The organism is Citreicoccus inhibens, assembly GCF_019039035.1.
Classification (GTDB): Bacteria; Myxococcota; Myxococcia; order Myxococcales; family Myxococcaceae; genus Citreicoccus; species Citreicoccus inhibens.
Genome location: NZ_JAHNZT010000063.1, coordinates 1 through 18,891 on the forward strand (window position 1 = coordinate 1; position 18,891 = coordinate 18,891).

Annotated in this window: 15 protein-coding genes; 5 read left to right on the top strand and 10 right to left on the bottom strand. The window is 69.5% G+C overall.

Going from position 1 to position 18,891, the window contains the following annotated elements; translation table 11 throughout:
• The coding region (locus tag KRR26_RS35000) for a hypothetical protein (RefSeq protein WP_217081998.1) at nt 1–904 on the bottom strand (904 nt) is incomplete at its 3' end.
• A 243-nt stretch (nt 905–1,147) separates the two neighbouring features.
• Between KRR26_RS35000 and KRR26_RS35005 the strand changes: the two genes are divergently transcribed.
• From KRR26_RS35005 to KRR26_RS35015, 3 genes are all read left to right on the top strand, one after another.
• Nucleotides 1,148–2,443 (top strand): carbohydrate porin, encoded by a 1,296-nt coding sequence (locus tag KRR26_RS35005; protein WP_217081999.1) that lies wholly within the window; start codon nt 1,148–1,150, stop codon nt 2,441–2,443.
• Between the two features lie 250 nt (nt 2,444–2,693).
• Nucleotides 2,694–3,464: a hypothetical protein gene (locus KRR26_RS37195; RefSeq protein ID WP_233577393.1), complete on the top strand. Its 771-nt coding sequence runs from the start codon at nt 2,694–2,696 to the stop codon at nt 3,462–3,464.
• A 79-nt stretch (nt 3,465–3,543) separates the two neighbouring features.
• Entirely contained in the window at nt 3,544–4,410 is an 867-nt protein-coding gene (locus KRR26_RS35015) for a pirin family protein (RefSeq protein WP_217082000.1), read from the top strand.
• Between the two features lie 7 nt (nt 4,411–4,417).
• Here KRR26_RS35015 and KRR26_RS35020 read toward each other — a convergent pair whose 3' ends face one another.
• The 4 genes from KRR26_RS35020 to KRR26_RS35035 form a co-directional block, all read right to left on the bottom strand.
• Entirely contained in the window at nt 4,418–6,406 is a 1,989-nt protein-coding gene (locus KRR26_RS35020; protein WP_217082001.1) for a S8 family serine peptidase, read from the bottom strand.
• Nucleotides 6,407–6,754: 348 nt separating this feature from the next.
• Nucleotides 6,755–7,762, bottom strand: coding sequence for an alkaline phosphatase family protein (locus tag KRR26_RS35025; protein WP_158611560.1), 1,008 nt, complete (start codon nt 7,760–7,762; stop codon nt 6,755–6,757).
• Nucleotides 7,763–7,907: 145 nt separating this feature from the next.
• Nucleotides 7,908–8,693 (bottom strand): outer membrane protein assembly factor BamD, encoded by a 786-nt coding sequence (locus tag KRR26_RS35030; protein ID WP_217082002.1) that lies wholly within the window; start codon nt 8,691–8,693, stop codon nt 7,908–7,910.
• Nucleotides 8,690–9,238, bottom strand: a complete 549-nt coding sequence (locus KRR26_RS35035) for an RNA polymerase sigma factor (protein ID WP_120209537.1) — start codon at nt 9,236–9,238, stop codon at nt 8,690–8,692. Before KRR26_RS35035 ends, KRR26_RS35030 begins: the two co-directional genes overlap by 4 nt.
• Nucleotides 9,239–9,343: 105 nt before the next feature.
• Between KRR26_RS35035 and KRR26_RS35040 the strand changes: the two genes are divergently transcribed.
• The gene (locus KRR26_RS35040) at nt 9,344–12,370 is read left to right on the top strand and encodes a DEAD/DEAH box helicase (RefSeq protein ID WP_217082003.1); all 3,027 of its coding nucleotides are present in this window, start codon (nt 9,344–9,346) and stop codon (nt 12,368–12,370) included.
• Between the two features lie 6 nt (nt 12,371–12,376).
• On the opposite strand, the gene KRR26_RS35045 is transcribed toward KRR26_RS35040, so the two are convergent.
• From KRR26_RS35045 to KRR26_RS35060, 4 genes are all read right to left on the bottom strand, one after another.
• Nucleotides 12,377–13,360, bottom strand: coding sequence for a hypothetical protein (locus tag KRR26_RS35045; RefSeq protein ID WP_217082004.1), 984 nt, complete (start codon nt 13,358–13,360; stop codon nt 12,377–12,379).
• Nucleotides 13,361–13,401: 41 nt separating this feature from the next.
• Nucleotides 13,402–13,980 carry a hypothetical protein gene (locus tag KRR26_RS35050; protein WP_217082005.1) on the bottom strand — a complete coding sequence of 193 codons (579 nt, stop codon included), beginning with the start codon at nt 13,978–13,980 and terminating at the stop codon, nt 13,402–13,404.
• A 93-nt stretch (nt 13,981–14,073) separates the two neighbouring features.
• Nucleotides 14,074–15,432, bottom strand: a complete 1,359-nt coding sequence (locus tag KRR26_RS35055; protein ID WP_217082006.1) for an anaerobic sulfatase maturase — start codon at nt 15,430–15,432, stop codon at nt 14,074–14,076.
• An 11-nt stretch (nt 15,433–15,443) separates the two neighbouring features.
• The gene (locus KRR26_RS35060) at nt 15,444–16,649 is read right to left on the bottom strand and encodes an EGF domain-containing protein (RefSeq protein WP_120209572.1); all 1,206 of its coding nucleotides are present in this window, start codon (nt 16,647–16,649) and stop codon (nt 15,444–15,446) included.
• A gap of 225 nt (nt 16,650–16,874) precedes the next feature.
• On the opposite strand from KRR26_RS35060, the gene KRR26_RS35065 reads away from it, so the two are divergent.
• The gene (locus tag KRR26_RS35065; RefSeq protein WP_158611561.1) at nt 16,875–17,609 is read left to right on the top strand and encodes a hypothetical protein; all 735 of its coding nucleotides are present in this window, start codon (nt 16,875–16,877) and stop codon (nt 17,607–17,609) included.
• On the opposite strand, the gene KRR26_RS35070 is transcribed toward KRR26_RS35065, so the two are convergent.
• A partial coding sequence (locus KRR26_RS35070) for a thioesterase domain-containing protein (protein WP_236069516.1) occupies nt 17,610–18,891 on the bottom strand: 1,282 nt, incomplete at its 5' end.

The window sequence follows — 18,891 nt, forward strand, 5'->3', positions numbered from 1 at the left end:
CCAGCTCCGAGCCCGACGGCGCGCGCCCGAAGACCTCCTGGAACACGCCCTTGGCCAACCCCTCCAGCACCGCGGGGCTGGTCTTGTCCAGGCCGTCCCGGACCTCGCGCATCTGCGACGGCAGGTTCAGCTTCACCGAGGACGCGTTCATCTTGTCCTTGTCCACCATCTCCTGCGCCACGCCCTTCCACTTCGCCAGCTCCGAGCCCGACGGCGCGCGCCCGAAGACCTCCTGGAACACGCCCTTGGCCAACCCCTCCAGCACCGCGGGGCTGGTCTTGTCCAGGCCGTCCCGGACCTCGCGCATCTGCGACGGCAGGTTGTACTTGATGGACGTGGCGTCCATTCCCTTGCCGGCCAGGTCCTTGGCCACGCCCTTCCACTTCTCGAACTCCGCGCCCGTGGGCGCGCGGCCGAAGACAGACTTGAAGACATCCGTCGCCAGTCCATTCAAGGTCGCGTCATCGGGGGGCTTGCCCAACCCGTCCCGCTTCGCCTTCAGCTTCTCGATGACGGCGTACTTGATCTCGGTGGCGTTCTTGCCCTGCCCCCGCAGCTCGTCACCATACCGGCGCATCTCGTTACGGTCCGCCGAGCTGGGAATCTGCGTCCCGCCGTAGACGTGCTGGAAGGCCTCGTCCACGCCCTTCGAGATGGCGCTGTCGCTCGGCTTGCTGTCCGGCAGGAGCGGCGGGACGCTCGCGGTGGAGCGCGTCGTGGAGGGCTCGAAGCTCGTCCGCGCCACATCCACCCGCGTGCGTCCCCCGTCGGTCGGGCTGCTCGTCAGCTGTCGCAGCGTGGACAGGAGCTGCTGCTCGGTGCCCCTCAACGATTGGGGCGTCTGCGCGGTCCGGGTGTTCACCGTGGGAAACGTGGAGATCCGACCGCTCACCTTCGTGGACATGGCGCTCCTCCGACATCGTGAGATTTTCCCCACCTCGATTGTCGAAAGCGGGCCTCTGGAGTTGCCTGAATTGCATTTTCCAACTGTTTTTCAGCCAACACAGGCATGCCGCCGTGCGGCATGCCACGGCCTGGCCCGCACCCAACAGATGGCATCCGCCGTGTCGCGCGAGGCTTCGCAAGCACGCGGATCCCCCGCACATTGTCTTTGCGCCGCGGTGCGGCGGGGTGAGGTTCAAACGCGATGCGGCAATGGGCCTGGCTGACGGGACTGCTCCTCGTGGGGGCATGGCCGCGGCCCGCCCTCGCGGCCGAGGCGACCACGCCCCCGCCTGGCCTGACGGGCGATTGGGGTGGCTGGCGGCAGCGCCTGTTCGACGCCGGGGTCGCCCTGCAAGTGGGCTACGTCACGGAGCTGGCCTACAACGCGCGCGGCGGCACAGGACACGCGCTGCGTCAGGCCGGGCAACTCACCGCGGGCCTGGGCGTGAACCTGGACGCGCTCGTGGGCGTGCCGGGTGGCAGCCTCCAGTTCACCGTCACGTACCGCACGGGCAATGACCTGGGCGCGGACATGGCGCTGGGCACGCTCCAACTCGTGCAGGAAGTCTATGGCCGCGGCGAGGTCGGTCGGATCACCCAGCTCTGGTATGAGCAGTCATTCCTGGACAAGCGACTGAAGTGGAAGCTGGGCCGCCTCACCGTGGGCGAGGACACCGCGGACTTCCCCTGTGACTTCCAGAACCTGACCTTCTGTGGCGCGCAGCCCGGCAACATCGTGGGCTCGTATTGGTTCAACTGGCCCGTGAGCCAATGGGGCACGCGCCTGCGCGGGCAGCCGAGCCAGGAGATCTCCCTTCAGCTGGCGGCGTATGAGATCAACCCCGAGAACCTGAACGAGAACTTCAGCATCGGGCACTTCTCCGGGGCCACGGGCGTGATGATCCCCGCGGAGCTCGCTTGGGATCCGCGCTTTCGCGAGGGCGCGCTCACCGGGCACTACGTCGTGGGCGCCTGGTACGACACGTCCAACGCGGACGACGTGCTGTTCGACGTGGACCGTCAGCCCCAGCCGCTCACCGGCGAGCCGTTCCTGCGCCGCTCCGGCCGCTATGGCGCCTATCTCATCGCGCGCCAGCAGCTCACCCAGTCCCCCTCCGGCACGAATCCCGTGCGGGGCCTCAATGTCTTCCTGCGCCTGGCCCAGGCGGACCGCAACACCGCCGCGGTCGACAACCAGCTCACGGCGGGCCTGCTCTACACCGCGCCGTTCGCGAGCCGCCCGGACGACGACGTCGGCCTCGCGATCGGCCGCACGCACGCCAATCGCCGGGCCATCACCTTCCAGGAACTCGAGCAGGCGCACGCTCCGACCACCGCCATCTCACGCACCGAGTACGAGGCCGAGCTCTACTACAGGCTGCACGCCACCCCCTGGCTCCTGCTCCGGCCCAACGTCCAGTACATCCATCACCCGGGCGCGACCCAAGTGGCCGCGGACGTCGTCATCCTGGGGCTGAAGGCGTCGCTCGGACTCTGAGTCAAGTCGGCCAGCCGCTCGTGCAGCCGCGAATTACGTGTTTACGCGTGATTATTCAGCGCGTCAGAAGCGGATTGCGCACCCCGGGTGCCGCTGTATATTTGAGGCATTTCGCCCCAGCCGGGTCGCCTCGACCCCGTCTCATTTCCCACGCATGGAACGCGCTTCACGACCGGTGCCACTGGCGCCCAGGCAGATAGTCCGAGCCGTTCTGCTGGAGGCGCTGGAGAGCGACCAAGGCGGAGAGGTCGTGGTGAAGTCCGCCACGGTCTCGGGGCGCATCTTCGTGGTGGAGCGCCGGGTGGCCTGGGCGGTCGTCAATGGCCCCGGCGGCCACAACTTCTCCGCGGTGCTGATCCAGCACCAGTGCGTGCGCCGAGAGGACGTCGAGGAGGTCATGGCGGAGTGCCGCAAGACCGGCGGCAACTTCTGCGAGACGTTGGTGACGTGGGGGCTGGTGCCTCGCGACACGCTCCGAGAGCTGCTCGTCCAGCACTTCTCCTCGCAGCTGCGCCTGCTGCTGTCGCTCCCAGACGCGCAGGCGCTCTTCGTGCCGCAGCCGCGCGCTTATTCGAGCCAGCTCACCTTCACCCTCGACGAGTTGGTGCCATCCGTCGAGCAACACCTGTCCCACACCCGAGTTGAAAGAGACGTCATGGCGAACGTGAAGCAGTCCCTGGAAGAGACGCTGAAGACGGAAGGCGCCTTCGCGGCCTGTCTGGTGGATGCAAAGAGTGGCATGTGCCTGGGCAGCATTGGCGGCAATGCCAACTTCAACATCGAGACCGCCGCCGCGGCGAACACCGAGGTCGTGCGCGCGAAGGTCAAGGCGATGACCGTCCTGGGAATCAAGGACCGCATCGAGGACATCCTCATCACGCTGGGCGAGCAGTACCACATCATCCGCCCGCTCTCGACGCGTGAGGGCTTGTTCCTCTATGTCGCGCTCCACCGCGCCAACGCCAACCTCGCGATGGCGCGCTATCGCCTGGCTGAAGTCGAGAAGGGCCTTCAGGTCTGAGTCACCCCGGGTCGAGCGCCGAGGCCCCTTTGCGCCCGGCGCTCCCCACGCATCCCCGGCAGCGAGGAGGAGAGCGACCATGGTTGGAGTCCAGGAAGCGCCAGATGTGGAGCTGATCCTCGCGGCGAAGAGCGCGGACCTGCCGGGCGGCATTCACGTCCTGCGCGCCCTGCCTCAAGCCCAGCGTCGGATGGTGGGGCCCTTCGTGTTCCTCGACCAGATGGGCCCGACGTCGCTCCACGCGGACGTGCTGGCGCATCCGCACATCGGCCTGTCGACCGTCACGTATTTGTTCGAGGGGGAAATCCTGCACAAGGACAGCCTGGGCTCCGAGCAGTGGATCCGCCCCGGCGCCGTGAACTGGATGACCGCGGGCAGCGGCATCGTGCACGCCGAGCGGGCCCCCACGCGGAAGCCTGACAACGGGCGCCTGTACGGAATCCAGATCTGGGTCGCCCTCCCCCGCGCTGACGAAGAGACCGCGCCCAGCTTCGTCCATCACGCCGCCGAGAGCTTGCCCACCGTCGAGGATGCCGGGGTCCGCGTCCGACTCGTGGCGGGCTCCATGTTCGGCCTGCAATCGCCCGTGAGGACGCACTCCGAGCTGTTCTACGCGGACGTGGCCCTGGAGGCCGGCGCGGTCCTCAAGCTCCCCGCGCTCCATGACGAGCGCGCGGCCTATGTCGCGGAGGGCTCCGTCTCCCTCACGACGGGTACGCTCGGCGCCGGGAACCTCGCGCTGTTCCGCCGAGGCACGGAGGTGCTGCTCCAAGCGACGGAGGATTCGCGCGTGCTGGTGTTCGGCGGCGAGCCGCTCGATGGGCCGCGCCACATCTTCTGGAACTTCGTCTCCAGTTCGAAGGACCGCATCGAAGAGGCGAAGCGGGCGTGGAAGGAGCAGCGCATGGGGAAGGTCCCCGGCGAGTCGGAGTTCATCTCGCTCTGACGCGCGGCTACGGCGACGTCCCCACGGGCATGAAGGGCACGAGGTCGAAGTCGATGCCCAACACGGTCTGCCCGTCATGAAGGGTGATGGGCTCCACGCTGTCCCGGTTGCGCCAGATGCCCACGCGCTCCCCCTCTTCGAAGAGCGTGCCATCCTGGTTGTCGTCGATGGCCGCGGTCACGACGTAGGTGCCGGCGGGCACCGTCAGGGCGTAGCGGTAACCACTCGCCGCGCTCGCCACCGTCGTCAGCTCCGGGCTGCTGCGCCAGTTGCCTTGCGCGTCCTGGTAGGCGAGGACGACGACCGCGTCCTGCGCGGACCGCGCGCCCACGCGGACCTTCACCGTCACCGGCACGCTGCCTCCGTCACTGCTGAGCACGAGCGGCACGGAGTAGTCGCCCGCGGCCAGCCCCGACGTGGTGACCGCGATGCTCAGGGCTCGGGCACTCAGCGCGGGCACCGTCACCGAGTTCCCTTGAGGGAACGACACGTTCGAGGACTGTGCGCCATCCGCGCTCGCGGTCACGTGCAGCTCCCCGCCGCCCTCGTTGTAGACGAAGAGCGGGAGCGCCCCGTCCCCGAGGAAGAACAACCCCGGCGTGTTCGCCGCCAGCTGCGGCGGCGCTGACGTGTCTGCGCCTTGCAACAGGCGCAGCGCCGCCTGCGCGTTGACGATTCCCGCGCCACAGCCCTCCGGGCAGGACTCGGCGGGAACCGCGGAGCGCGTGATGAGGGTGCGCGCCTCATCCAGCGTGAGGTCCGGCTTCACCGACGCCAGCAGCGCCAGCGCCCCCGCCACGTGCGGCGTGGCCATGCTGGTGCCCTCGTAGAAGACATAGGCCGGCTGCAGCGCGGCGTTGAGCGCGGTGGAGAGCACGCCATCCGGATAGCCGTCCCCGTTGAGGTCCTGGCGCATCTCGCCGCCGGGCGCCATCACCGTCACGTCCGAGCCGAAGTTGGAGTAGCTGCTGCGCCGGCCCACCAGCGACGTGGCCCCCACGCAGATGACCTGCTTCTGATTGCACGGCGACGAGAGCGACGCATCTTGGGCCTCGTTGCCCGCGGCCACGACGAAGAGGGCCTGGGTGGCCGCCACGCGCTCGTCGATGACTTCTTGATACGCCTGCTGGGGCGGCGTGTTCGCGCCCAGGCTCAGGTTGATGACCTTGGCGGGAGTGGGGTTCGGCGGCACACCGGGCACCGCGCCGCCCGCGGCCCACTCCATCGCCGCCGCGACATCGAACGTGCTCCCGCCTTGGCGCCCCACCACGCGCACCGGGAGGATTCGCGCGGCCCACGTCACTCCAGCCACGCCGCGGCCGTTGTTGGTCAGCGCGCCCAGGGTTCCGGCCACGTGCGTGCCGTGCCAGGACGAGCCACCGCTCGGCTCATCGCCTCCGGGGTCCGTCGGATCACTGTCGCGTCCATCGCCATCTCCCGCGTTGGTGGGATCGGAGATCATGTCGTAGCCCGGCAGGATGCGATCGCCGAGGTCTGGGTGCGGAACGATGCCCGTGTCGATGACCGCCACCACCAGCGCGGGGTTGCCCTCTTGGACATCCCAGGCCGCCGGGAGGTTCAACGCCAGGTAGTGCCACTGAAAGGCGAAGCCTGGATCATCCGGCGTGGCGAGTCGTCGCACCCACCGATTGGGCTCGGCGAACCGGACCCCGGGGCGCGTGGCGAGCTGCTCCACCAATCCCTGGGTGTCTTGGGCGGAGACCTGCAACGCGCTCGGGCCGGCGCGCTCGAAGGCGACGAGGTGCAGGTATTGGCTCGCATAGCCCTTGTGCGCCACGCGGTAGCCGGGGATGCCCACGCGTTGAATCACCTGGTCGGGTGTGAGGTTCGGGACGTCGAAGCGGAGGATGACCTCGCCGGCGACGGGCGCGTCCTCCTGCGCCGCGCGAACGGTGCGACGCGGGCTGAGCGGTGACATCCAACCGCGCGGGCGTGTGGCGATGTTCGTCAGCTCACGCCAGATGGGGACGGCCAACGCGGCACTCGGGCGCCACGACTGCTGTCCCGCTCCCTGGAAGGGCGTGAGCTTCCCTTCGATTCGACCTGTTCCCTGCTGCGCACGCGGTGCGGCGTCTTGTCCCTTCGTGGTTCCATTCGAGCAGGCGGCAAATCCCAACAAGCCCATGACGAGCAGTCGGCGCATTGGCGTTCCCCTCGGAGCACGGCCTCGGGGGACCCGGAGCCGAGCGCTGAGGAAACCGTAGCCACGCGGCCGCACGACACAGCCGGGACGTGGGTCGGGGACAGGCTCCGCAGATTCTTCCGCGCGGCGGAGGCCACCGGGGCGCGGCCGCCGGACCGGCCCTCGCCCGCCTCCCTGGCCTCAGGGGAACGCGCCCGGCTCGAAGTAGTCGCTGAAGTCGTTGGCCGTCTCCACCGTGGGGAGCGCGGGCAACTCCATGATGCGGTCCAGCGACTTCACGAGGGAGCTGTGCGACACCGGCACGGCGCTGGCGTACCCCCGCTTCACCCCGGGCCCGAGCACCAGGAAGGGCAACGTCCCCGTGGCCTCGGGCTCATCCCAGACGATGAAGACGACGCCCGCGTTCGCGTTGGCGAAGTCGAGGAGCGGTGGAAGGTAGGTGCGCAGCCACGCATCCCCCGCGCGGATGGTGTTGCTGTCCGGACACCCCGAGGCCCCATGCATGTCATTGCAGAGGTTGGGGGTGATGAAGGAATAGGTCGCCACGTTCTTGTTCGCGACGTCCGTGAGCAACGCGCTCAAGGGCCGGTGGTGGGCCGCGCAGTACCCATTCGTGCGAGACGGCGGGTTGCCCGCGATGTCCTGGAAGAAGACGAACGGGTCGTGCTTGGGCGCGTAGAAGCCGTCCGCCACGATGGGGCACGCCCCCGTCACGGAGTTCAGGCCCTCCTGATAGGACATCCAGCTCAACCCCGACCCCGCCGCGCGCAGCTGCGCGATCACATGCTGGGAGGTGGGCGTGCTGTTGGAGGACGAGGGCGCGGCATTCGTCGTGAACGTGTTGCCCGCCAGGGCGTTGGTGCCCGCCTCCATCCAGATGTAGTGCGGCTCGCTCGGCAGCTCGGGCAGGTCATCCAGGTAGTTCGTGGAGTGCCCGCCGCTCGGCAGGAGCACCTCGTTCAGGAACGGCGCGTCAGGCGAGCCGTAGATCTGCTCGGCCGCGTGGTTCTCCAGGGCGATGACGAAGACGTGCTTGATGCGCGAGGACGTCCGCGCCACCGCGCCCGAAGGCACGTCGGCGAAGGAGGTGGTGTCCTGGGGCGCGGTGTCATCCGGCGAGGATTGCCCGCAACGCGCCACGGCCACGAGGACCAGCAGCACGAGCATCAAGGGAAGGATTCGCTTCATGGTGCCCTCGATAGAAGTGATACCCCTGAACCATCGCAGGTGACAGGCACGGGGGAACGCCCCGACTGTCGAAGGACGGGAGACCAGGCGCACCAGCGCTCGGGTCCTGGCCTGACTCGCACCGGAGTACGAGGGGACGCGGGGTTCAGGGCGAATCAGGCGCCAGAATCGCCTGGAGGCGGACGAGGTGGGACGAGGTCGGGAAGTGCTGAGCGAAGCCGCGGGCCCGCTCGCGCGCGGCATGGCGCTCGCCCAGTCGCCACAGGGCCTCGATGGCGAGGACCTCCCGCTCCTGTTCGAGCGCGCCATTCGGGAAGCGCGTGGCATGGGTAGACAGCTCCGCGAGCGCCGCGGCGGCATCCCCCCGCTGGAGCGACCGCTGCGCCGCATCGAGCAGCGCCAGCTCCGCGTCCGTGAGCGCGGGCTCGGCGACCGGCGGAGACACGGGCTCATGACGGGACGACGCGAGGGGGGACGGCTTCAGCGGTGCCGGCACGGGGGGCCGTGGTGGCACCGAGGCGGTGCTGGGGACGGGCTCGGGCTCCGCGGGCGCGAGCGGTGGGCTCGGTGGAGCCACCTCGGGCGCGCGCTGCGACACTTGCGCCGGAGCGGACACCTGGGGGCGCTCTCGCTCATAGAGGCGCCCGGCCTGAAAGCTCCCGACCACGCCGGTGACCGCGGCCACGCCCACCATCACGACCTTGAGCACCGCGCCGGAAGCAACCCCCGAGCCCAGCGCTCCCGAGGGCGGGCTCGTCGGCGAAGGCGTCCCGGTGGACGCGGCAGGCGGGGGCATCACGCGCGCGGACAGGGAGGCGAGTTGCTCCGCCGTGGGTTCATCCGAGCGCAGCGCCGTCGTCAGAAGCTCGCGCAGCGAGAGAGAGGCCTCGGAGTCCTTCGCGAGGAGGCGCACGGGTTCGGGGGGGCTCATCTCTCGCCTCCTTCGGCGCCAACCACCGCATCCTGGACCTGCTTGCGGGCGGCGTACAGCCGGGCATAGGCGGTCTGCAACGGGCAGCCCACGGCCTGGGCGACCTCCGCCATGGACCACTGTTCGATCTCGAAGAGCACGAACACCGCGCGCTTGTCCTCATCCAGTGTGTCCAGGATGACGTCGAGCCGTGCGCGGGCCTCGGCGCGAGCCAGGGCCTCCAGTTGCTCGGGAGGCCGGGCCTCATCCGGCACTTGCGCGACCGCGGTCTCGCGGCGGATGTGCGCGCGCTTGCGATAGTCCGAGGCCAACCGGAAGCAGATGCCGAAGAGCCACGCGGCCACCGGCGCGCGCCCGTCGAACTCGGGCAAGCGGCGGTGGACGACGACGAAGGTCTCCTGACACACGTCCTCCAGGTCCGCGTCGCGCACGCCCATGCGCCGGAGCGTGCGCCAGACGAAGGCGGCGTTCTCCGCGTAGACACACTCGAAGTCGAGGGGCGCGGCGCTCGGAGGCGAACTCCGCGCCGGGGAAGATGGAGGCATCGCGCTCGCGGTCTGAGGCGCTGGGACTCTAGTGAGTTTTCCGCCGCATCGCGATGCCCTCCGCGTTTGCGTGGGGCGCGGCGAGGCGATAGGGAAGCGGCGCGTATGTCCGCGACCGAGGAACTGCTCGAAACCGTCCGGGAGGAAGCTGCCCCGGGCATCTGGACCGCGGGCGTGGGGCTGGCCCGCGCTGGCGCCGTCTCCGTCCAGGCCATTGGAGAAGAGGAGGCGACCCTGCGCGTGCGCGTCACGGGGCGCCCCGCGCCAGTGACCACCGTCCTCTACCCCGATGATGAAATCTGGGAGTGCGACTGTCGCGGCAAGGCGGATCCATGCGAGCACGTGGTGGCGGCGGCCATCGCCCTGCACCAGACGCTGTCCCAGCGCGCCGCGGCGCCTCGCGCGACTGCTCGCCCCGCGTCGGCGCCTGCGTCGGCCGTTCGCCTTTCCCCGCCCCCCGCCGCGGCGCCCCGCCCCGCGTCGGCGCCGCAGTCCGAGCGCTTGGTGTACCGCTTCCGGCGCGTGGCCGCGGGGCTCCAGCTCGAACGGCTCATCGTCCGGCCGGACAACACCGCGCGACTGCTCGCGCGCAAGCTGTCCTCGCTGTTGACCCTCCCCGAGGAGCGCCAGCGCATCCAGGTGGAGCCGTGCGACCTCGCGGTGGACAAGCTGCTGCCCGCGACGCACGCGGCGCTGTCCTCGGAGCGCATCGAGGCCGTGCTGGGCGCGCTGGAGTCCGCGCGCACCGTGCTCTTCGATGGGGCCCTGGTGTCCGTGTCCGGCGAGCCGGTCTTCCCCCGCGTCACCGTGGAGGACCGAGGCGAGCAGACCGTGCTCAAGGTGGAGAAGGATCCGCGGATCACCGAGGTCATCGTCCCCGGCATCGTGCTGTGCGCCGGCGCACTGTGCCGCCTGGCGGAGCAGTCGCTTACGGGCTCGCGCCTCGAGAAGCTGCCGCAGGAGCGCGCCTTCTCCCCAGCGCAGCTCGGTGAGCTGACCGGCAAGGTGCTGCCGGAGATCGCGCGGCGCATGCCGGTGGAGGTCAAGAGCCGGCGACTCCCCGCCATCGATCGCACGCTCAAGCCTCGCATCTCCCTCGATGTGGACACGCTGGACACGGGCCTGTCGGTGTTGCCCACGCTCGTGTACGGGTCACCTCCCACCGTGCGCATCGATCAGGGCCGCGTGGTGCATCTGCAAGGCCCGGTGCCCGTGCGCAACGAGCCCGCCGAGCAGAGCCTCATCCACCAGCTCCGCGATGAACTGAACATGGTGCCCGGCCGGCGCGTGACGGTGCAGGGCAAGGAGGCCGTTCAGCTCGCGGACAAGCTGCGGCGCTGGCGCGGCGGACTCACGGGCAACGCGGCCCAGGTGGTGAGCCCCAACGTGCAGTTGCGGCCCCTCTTGTCCATCGACTCGGGCGCGACCGCGTCGGGGGCGCCGCGCGTGGGCTTCTCGCTCGACTTCCAGGTCGAGGGGCTGGACTCGGAGGCCCCGGTGACGGTGAGCGCCGAGGCCGTCATCCGCGCGTGGGAGGAAGGGCTCGGACTGGTCCCCATCCAGGGCGGCGGGTGGGCGCCGCTGCCGTCCGCGTGGCTCCAGGCGAACGGGCAGCACGTGGCGGATCTCCTGGCCGCGCGGGGCTCGGACGGGCGGCTCGCCAACCACGCCATCCCTCAGCTCACGGGGCTGTGCGACTCGCTGGATCATCCACCGCCCCCGGAGTTCGACAAGCTCGCGCCGCTCGTCCAGGGCTTCGAGAAGCTTCCGGACGCGCCGCTGCCCACGGACCTCACCGCCACGCTGCGGCCCTATCAGCTCCAAGGCGTGGCCTGGCTCACGTTCTTGCGACGCGCGGGACTGGGCGGCGTCCTCGCCGACGACATGGGTCTGGGCAAGACACTCCAGACGATCTGCACGCTCGGGCCCGGCACGCTGGTGGTGGCCCCCACGAGCGTGCTGCCCAACTGGGAAGCGGAGCTGAAGCGCTTCCGTCCCTCGCTGAAGGTCTGCGTCTACCACGGCCCCAACCGCGCCCTGGACGAAGCCGCGGACGTCACGTTGACCACCTACGCGCTGTTGCGCCTGGACGCGGCGGAGCTGGGTGCGAAGCCGTGGGACACCGTCGTGCTCGACGAGGCCCAGGCCATCAAGAACCCAGACAGCCAGGTGGCGCGCGCGGCCTTCGGGTTGGAGGCGGGCTTCCGCATCGCGCTGAGCGGCACGCCCATCGAGAACCGGCTCGAGGAGCTGTGGAGTCTGATGCACTTCACCAACCGGGGCCTGCTCGGCGGACGCAAGGAGTTCGATGACCGGTGGGCCCGCCCCGTGGCCGACAACCTCAAGGGCGCGGCGGAGAAGCTGCGTGCGCGCATCCGGCCGTTCGTCCTGCGCCGGCTCAAGCGCGACGTCGCGCCGGAGCTTCCGCCGCGCACCGATGCCGTTCGCCACGTCACGCTCAGCGAGCGCGAGCGCGCCGTCTATGACGCCGTCTACGCCGCCACGCGAGAGGAAGTGGTGGCCCAGTTGGAAGAAGGCGGCAGCGTGCTGAAGGCGCTGGAGGCCCTGCTGCGGCTGCGTCAGGCGGCCTGCCACTCCGCGCTCGTGCCGGGCCAGCAGGCCGCGACGTCGTCCAAGGTCCAGGCCCTCATCGAGGCGCTCGGCACCGCGGTGGAGGACGGCCACAAGGCGCTGGTGTTCTCGCAGTGGACCTCCATGCTCGACCTCATCGAGCCCGCGCTGCGCGAGGCCCACATCGCCTTCATCCGACTGGATGGGAGCACCGCGAACCGAGGCGCGGTGGCCGCGGCGTTCCAGGACCCCAGCGGCCCCCCCGTCATGCTCATCTCGCTCAAGGCGGGCGCCACGGGCCTCAACCTCACGGCGGCGGACCACGTGTTCCTCGTGGACCCCTGGTGGAACCCCTCCGTCGAGGCGCAGGCCGCGGACCGCGCGCACCGCATCGGGCAGCAGCGGCCGGTGATGGTCTACCGGCTGGTGTCCCAGGGCACGGTGGAGGAGAAGATCCTCACGCTCCAGGACAAGAAACGCGCGCTCTTCGAGTCCGCGCTCGGCGGCGACTCCGGAGGCGCGGCGATCACCCGAGCGGACCTCATGCAGCTGCTGGCTTGAGCGGGCTCAGGGGCCTCGGAACGCCAACCCCACGTCGAAGTGGACCTGCACGGGGGAGCCCAGTGGCTCCGTCACGGTGCCACCGTCCGGCCCGACGTGGGTCACCTCGGGCCGCGACCATCCCATGCTGACGCCCGCGCCGGCTTGCAGTCCCGTCGTCCGAGCCACCGCGTGGACCCACTGGAACCGCGCGCCCAGGTCCCCGCGCACGAGCAACTGGGATTGCGTTTCAGCGTCGCGATGGCTCTCCGCGATGACGAACGACAGCCCCGTCGTCACGCAGCCCGCCAGCGCCCAATCCGCGCGCCCCAGCCCCCAAGGACACACGCCGACCTCTGGCGCGACGGCCATGCGTTGAACCTCACTCGGCCCGGAGCCCGAGGTGGCCGCCGGAAACACCGAGAGGCGCGCGAGCCAACTCACGCGCTCCGCCCCTCGCCAGTCCACGCTGGCCCCGGGCGCAATCGGGACGCCCAGTCCCGTGGCCACGGCCGCGGACAGGGAGACCGTGGAGCGGCCCGGCCAAGGCGCCACCGAGTCCTCCAAGGCCTCCGCGACGGGTGGCTCGCGGGTGGAAGGGGTGGGCGCAGGCGGCGGCTCCGGAGGCACGGATGGCTCCGGGGCACGCGCGGGCTCGGGGTCGATCATCACGGCGATGACGAGCGCGAGCCGCGAGTCGAGCGACGCACAGGAGTCCTCCCGCGTAGCGACCTCGCGACTCCCAAGCACCTGTCCGTGCGAGTCCACGAGGGTCAGCCGCGCCGTCCACCCCGAAGTGGAGGCGCGCTCGACCCCTCCATGGATGACGACATCCGACAGGGCGCCGAAGACGGAGCGCCCCAGCCGCGACTCCACCGCGAGCGCCAACGGCGCGGCCTGAATGCAGCCAGGCGCCGCGTCCCATTGCAGCCCCCAGCGCGTGACGGGTGGAGCTTCCGTCGGCGTGGACAGCAACACGAGGCTGACGACGTGAGGGACGAGCATGCTCATGCGGGAACGTTAGCCTACGGGGTCATCACGATGCGTGGCGCCTAGCGAGAGGCGCGCCCCAAACCATCTGCCCCGGGCTGCGCGCTGCCGAAGGAGACATCCGTCCCATTGAAGACGAGCAAGGGAAGGCCAATCGCGAACAGCGCCCCGCCCCCCACGAGCGACATGAGCGCGGGCTTGCGCGGAATGTTGAGCTCGTTCGAGGTGCTGGCCAGGAGCATGCCACTGCCGGCGAAGATCCCGATGATGCCTGCGGCGGTGGCGAACCATCCCAGCGAGCGCAGCGAAGCGCTTCCCACACGGACCTGAAGCGAGACGTCCGCGCCTTGATCCAGGAGCGAGAAGTGTCGGGACTGCGTGACCCCCTTGCCCCCCACGAAGAAGGCCGAATCGGGTCGAGGGATGAGGAGGTTGCACGGGGCCTTGCACTCGCGCCGGAACTGCTCGATTCGCAGCGAGCCCTCCGTCCCCATCGCCACGCCCTCCCCCGTCACCCGGAAGAGTTCTACGTCCGGCGACTCCGTGTCGATGTGGACTCGAACTTCTCCCGCTTCTCGTGGCGGCGGGGACTGAGCGACCGAGGCTCCCGCGACCACACCCAGGACGAGCAATAGACTCACGGCATCCCTCCAGAGAACTCAGGGGTTGTTGTCTGGAGAATGGAGGGATGCGCCCGGGATTTTGATTGGGGATTATCTCCGCGCGATGGACCGCTAGGCGTGGGGTGACGGGTCCTTCGCGCCATGGCAGCGCTTGTGCTTGAGCCCGCTGCCACAAGGGCATGGGTCATTTCGGCCCGCGTGGGCCAGGGCCTCGCGCAGGTGTCGTGCTTCCTCCTCCGCGAGCAGGCGCGTCACCTCCGCGGGCGCGCGTCCTCGCCGCAACAGCTCGGCCATGACTCGCATGGCGGGATCCACGTGCGAGAAGAAGTGCCGGTAACCCTCACAGAGATAATTGAGCCCCGGCTCTCCGTCCGGCGTGGAGATGAAGCGCTCGCGCGGACACCCGCCGTTGCACGCGAAGCGCACGGGGCATTCGCGACAGTACCGAGGCAGCGAGTCCTGCTTGTCCTGACCGAACTTGCGCTGTCGCGGCGAGGCGACCAGTTCGCCCATGGGCGTGTCCGCGATGTTGCCCAGCAGGTAGTCGGGCTCCACGTAGTGGTCGCACGAGTACAGGTCACCGTTGTGCTCCAGCGCGAGCGCGCTCCCACACGTCGGAGAGAAGATGCACAGACTGTACTGCCCCACGTGCGCGCCCAGCGCCGAGTCGAACATCTGGACGAAGACGCGCCCCACGTCCTTGCGCACCCACTCGTCGAAGATGGCGACGAGGAAGCGCCCGAACTGGGCCGCGCCCACCGAGCGCTCCGTGACGTGGTTCCCGCGCTGGGTATAGAGCGGACGCTCCTCCCCGGGGCCCGCGCCCCAGCCCTGATTGGCCAGGGGCCGCAGCTCCGGCGTGACACGCTCGACAATGGGGATGAACTGGATGAAGGACGCCCCCAACTCGTCTCGGAAGAAGCGATAGACCTCCAGCGGGTGGTCCGCGTTGGCCGCGTGGACGGTGCACAGGATGTTGTAGTCCACGCCGTGCTGCTTCAGATGCGAGAGGCCGCGCATCACCTGATCGAACGAGCCGCCACCGCCCTTGTTGACCCGATAGGCGTCATGCAATTCGCGCGGGCCATCCACGCTGAGGCCCACGAGGAAGCGGTGCTCCTTGAGGAAGGCGCCCCACGCCTCATCCAGCCGCGTTCCGTTGGTCTGGAGGGAGTAGCGCACCTGCTGCTCGGGACGACGGTACTGCTCCACGAGCTGCACGGCGCGCTGGAAGAACTCCAGCCCCATCAAGGTGGGCTCTCCGCCTTGCCATGCGACCTCCACCTCGGGGCCGGGCTGGCTCGCGAGGAGTTGCTGGACGTACCGCTCCAGCGTGTCGTCGGACATGCGGAACGTGCTGTTCGGGTAGAGCTTCTCCTTGGAGAGAAAGAAGCAGTATTTGCAGTCCAGGTTGCAGATGGCGCCGGTCGGCTTGGCCAGCAGGTGAAACGAGGTCGCGTCGGGCGGCAAGGCGGACTCCCTCAAGGCAGGGTGTACGAGCCCACGAAGTTCGGCGTGAGCGGGCCGCAGAAGACGCTCACCGTGCTCTCCGTGAGGTGCTTGTTGATGACCACCGGAGCCTTCCCGGGCCTGCGCGCGGTCAGGACGATGTCCACGGGCGTGGCCGGGGTGGGCAGCGGGAAGAACACGCTCGTGTTGAAGCACAGGTTGTATGTGCCCGCGGGCGGCGTCTGCGCGACGTCCCAGAAGACGTTCTCCGGCCCCGTGCCCGTCTGGTCATCCCGGTCGAGCCGACCGAAGTCCGTGGCCGCGTTGGGGCCCGGGTTGACATAGGAGATGACCTTCCCGGACGGCGTCACCACCAGGAGGTCTCCGTCGCCCGCCCGGCTCCACGTCACGTTGAACTGGAGGTTGCCCATGCCCACGCAGACGGAGCCCACGCAGCTCTGGTTCTGCGTGCACGCGGTGGTGCATGTTCCACAGTGGTTCGGGTCGCTGCGAGGATCCACGCACGTCCCGCCACAGCTGATGAGCGGGGGCAGACAGACGTTGTACTTGCACTCATAGCTCCCGGGCGTGTTGGTGCAGGTCTGTCCCGGCAGACACAGCGCGGTGCCATTCGCGCACTCATCGATGTCCGTGCACGTGATGCCGTCGCCTGAGTACCCGAGCTTACAGGTGCAGACGAACGCCCCCGGCGTGTTCGTGCAGAGCGCGTTGGGGCTGCATCCCGATGTCCCCGTGGCGCACTCGTCGATGTCCGTGCACGTGATGCCGTCGCCCGAGTACCCATCCTTGCAAGTACAGGTGTAGTGGCCCGGGGTGTTCGTGCAGAGGGCGTTGAAGTCGCAGTGCGCCGTGCCGTTCGCGCACTCGTCGATGTCAGTGCACACGCTCGGCTGAGGTTTGCAGGGGAGCCCCGCATCCACGCCCGGCGCCACGGTGCTGGACTGGGACACGGCCTCGTCCTGGCTCAGGTCAATCGAGGCCCCGCCATCGAACGACGGCAGGCCGCCCGAGGGGACAGGGCACTGGGTGCAGGTGAAGCCTGCCTCGATGGCGCAGTTCGAATCACAGCCGTCCCCTGACGTGCGGTTCTTGTCATCACACGCCTCGTTGCCCGTCACCCACCCGTCCCCGCAGACATCTCCGCCACACCCCACCACGCCCACGATCAGCGCGGCGATACCCCAGAACAGTCTCGACCTCGGTACGAGGCTTCCCATCGGCTTGCTCCCAGCGATGCAAGTGTCGACGGGCAGGCTAGGCACCGAGTCCCTCCGCGCCCCCCGTCCCTCGGACGCGAGACCACTGTCATCCGCACAGCCCGGCGCTCGCCGTTCGGTCCGCGTCGGCGACGGACGTGCGAGATGGGAGGCAGCCAACCTTCGGCCCGCGCGCTTGCTTCGTCGGACTTGTGCTCTGGCGAACAGGCCCGCACCTCTTGCCCCATGGGGAATGACCGCCGGCTCGCGCCCTGGGAGTTGCTGCGTCAGCTCGCGCTCTCGCTGGAGGGCTTCGCGGTGCAAGGTGTCGCCAGCGGCGCCGTACGAGGCGCCGCCGAGGGGTTGCAGGCGGAGCTGCCGAATCTGGATGGGGCACTTCGTCAACTCGTCGAGGACGCGCTCACCGTCGTCGGTCGCCTCGCGCACGAATGCGCCGAGCGCCCAGCCCAACCACCGGGCACCTGGCCCCGCATCGCCGCCGAGGGGGCCATGCGAGGCCTGACGTCGGAGTTCAAGCGCGCGAACCCCGAGCTACAGACCGCCGCGCATGAAGTCCTCAAACGGCTGAACGTGTGGCTGGAGCGATCGGCCGCCGCCGAGGCGGGGCGCTTGGAGGCGGATCGAACTCCGGGCTCGCGGGCCCGCGTCGCCGCGGCGGGCGCCATCGAGGGCGCGGTGAGTCAGCTCGACAAGTCACGTGAGGCCCTGGCGCCCCTCGCGGAAGAGGTCGCGGCGCGGGCGGCGCGGGGCTTCGTGCACGCGTTCGCGGAGGCACTCGACGAGGAGTGGGCGGCGAGGCGTGGCACGGCGAAGGAGCCCGTGCTGCGTCGAGCAGGCCGCGAGGTCACCACCGGCCTCATGGCGGCGCTCGTGCCCTCTCTGAAGCGCCCCTTGGCCCTGCTTGCGGGTGCAGGGGGTGCCCTCGCGGTCACCCGCTGGGTGCTGCTCCGCTCACGGTAGTCAGTCCTCTTGAATGGCCTTCGCGAGCGCCTCGACCGCGGGTGCCGCCACCACCGCGTGATGATCTCCCGCGATGACGCACACCTTCACCGGCCCCGAGACATGGCGCTGCCACCCGCCGTCCTCGCCCCGGTCTGGCAACTCGGTCTCGCTCGCACGGATCAACAGGGCAGCGCCAGCGTAGGGCCCCGGGACGTAGTTCCAGAGCGCGAGCAGGTTGCTCTCGAAGACGCGATACGCGGACTGAAGCGCGTCGGGCGAAACGGGCTTCCCGAACAGTCGCTCGGTGAACTCCACGAAGCGTTCGGAGATCCATCCGCTCGCATGGCTCTCGGCGGGACGTGACTGGTCCGCGTAGGCGTCGATGAGCACGAGCTGCGCCACCTGCGCACCCTGGCGAGTGAGCTGCCGCGCCATCTCGAATGCGACGACGCCTCCGAGTGACCAGCCACCCAGGCGATAAGGACCGGACGGCTGTGCCGCACGAAGCGCCTGGATGTAGCGCTCCGCCATGGCCTCCACCGTGGTCAACGGAGCGGCTCCGTCCTCCAGGCCCGGAGACTGAAGCGCATAGAACGGCTGCTCGGCTCCGAGGTGGCGAGCCAGCTCCACGTAAGGCACGGCCTGACCGCTCACGGGATGCACGCAGAAGAACGGACGGAGCGTTCCCGTGGGATTGAGCGCCACCAGCGGTGACGAGGGCTCGGAGATCTGCTTCACGCGCCCGGCCAACGCTTCGAGCGTGCTGGCCTGGAAGAGCGCCACGACGGGCAGGCTCCGCCCCAGACGCTCCCGGATGCGCGCGACCAGCCGCATGGCCAGCAGTGAATGTCCTCCGAGTTGGAAGAAGTCGTCGTGGAGACTCACGGGCCGCACGTCCAACAGCTCTTCCCAGATCGTCGCCAGCGCGTGCTCCACCTCGTCGCGCGGTGGGACGTGGTTGCGAAGGGACTCCGCAGACGGCTGCGCCTCCGGCTCCGGCAACGCTCGACGGTCCACCTTCCCATTCGGCGTCAACGGCAACGCCTCCAACACCACCACCCAGCTCGGCACCATGTACCCGGGCAGCTTCCTCTTCACTCCCTCCCGGACTTCCTCCCCCTTCACTTCCCCCACCACGTACCCCACCAACTGCTTCACCCCCTCCCTCTCCCTCGCCACCACCACCGCCTCCCTCACCCCCTCCTCCTCCCTCAACGCCCCCTCCACCTCCCCCAACTCAACCCGGTACCCACGCACCTTCACCTGCGCGTCCACTCGCCCCAGGTACTCCAACTCCCCC